We start from the raw sequence: 1433 nt of genomic DNA on the forward strand, positions 1-1433 counted from the left end.
TGTTCCGTGGTCGCGAGCAGTCCCGGCCCGAGCTGGGCTACCGACTGCTGCAGCGGCTCGCCTCGGACGTCGAGGACCTCGGGTTCATCGAGTCGAACCCGAAGCAGGACGGCCGAAACATGATCATGGTTCTCGGTCCGCACAAGAAGAAGACCGAGGCGATGGCCGAGGCTCGTGAGGCCCAGGCCACCGGGGGTTTTGACGACCGGCCCACCTGATGGGTGCCGGCCTGCTCCTCACTTCGCTTACGCCGCCACCGGCTCCTTCTTCGCCGGTGCCGCAGCCGTCGCGCCGTCCGAGGACTCGGCGGTTGTGGCGCCGAGCGCCGGCTTGCGCATGCTCTTGAGGAGGATCACCAGGGCCGTCGTGACGCACGTGCCGGCCGCGACGGCGATCAGGTAGAGGAACGGGCTGCCGATCAGCGGGACCACGAAGATGCCGCCGTGCGGGGCGCGCAGTGTGGCGCCGAAGGCCATCGACAGTGCGCCGGTGACCGCGCCGCCCGCCATCGAGGCCGGGATGACGCGCAGCGGGTCCGCCGCCGCGAACGGGATCGCGCCCTCGGAGATGAAGGAGGCGCCCAGTACCCAGGCGGCCTTGCCGTTCTCGCGCTCGGCCGGAGTGAAGAGCTTGCGGCGGACGACGGTGGCCAGCGCCATACCCAGCGGCGGGACCATGCCCGCGGCCATCACGGCGGCCATGACCTTCATCGCGGCATCGCTGGGGTCCTGGACGGCGATTCCGGCGGTGGCGAAGGCGTACGCGACCTTGTTGACGGGGCCGCCGAGGTCGAAGCACATCATCAGGCCGAGCAGGATGCCCAGCAGCACGGCGTTGGTGCCGGAGAGGCCGGAGAGCCAGTCCGTCATGCCCTTCTGGGCCTCGGCGATGGGCTTGCCGACCACGACGAACATCAGGAAGCCGACGATCAGCGAGGAGATCAGCGGGATCACGACGACGGGCATGATGCCGCGCAGTACCGGCGGGATCCGGATCTTCTGGATCGCCAGGACGATGCCACCGGCCAGCAGACCGGCGACCAGACCGCCGAGGAAGCCGGCCGCGATGTTCGAGGCGATCATGCCGCCGACGAAGCCGGGGACGAGTCCGGGCCGGTCCGCCATGCCGTAGGCGATGTAGCCGGCGAGGACCGGGATGAGGAAGCCGAAGGCCACCCCGCCGATCTGGAACAGCAGTGCGCCCCAGCTGTCGACCTGGGTCCAGGAGAAGTGCTCCATGACCGAGGGCGCCTTGTTGATCTCCCAGCCGCCGATCGCGAAGCCGAGGGCGAGCAGCAGACCGCCCGCGGCGACGAACGGGACCATGTAACTCACGCCGGTCATCAACCACTTGCGCAGCTTGGTGCCGTAGCTGTCACCGGAGTCGCCGGCCCGCTCGACAGGCGTACCGCCGCCCTGGGCGCTCGCGGTGAC

The 1433-nt window shown here is 69.7% G+C and carries 2 protein-coding genes; one reads left to right on the top strand and one right to left on the bottom strand.

The annotated features are described in order from the left end of the window. On the top strand, positions 1 to 218 hold a 218-nt coding region (locus STRTUCAR8_RS02135), incomplete at its 5' end, for a translation initiation factor IF-3 (protein WP_044471488.1). 27 nt (positions 219 to 245) lie between these two features. Here STRTUCAR8_RS02135 and STRTUCAR8_RS02140 read toward each other — a convergent pair. After that, positions 246 to 1433 (bottom strand): PTS fructose transporter subunit IIC (locus STRTUCAR8_RS02140; protein WP_006373741.1); only part of this gene is annotated, 1188 nt, incomplete at its 5' end.

The organism is Streptomyces turgidiscabies Car8, from assembly GCF_000331005.1.
GTDB lineage: Bacteria > Actinomycetota > Actinomycetes > Streptomycetales > Streptomycetaceae > Streptomyces > Streptomyces turgidiscabies.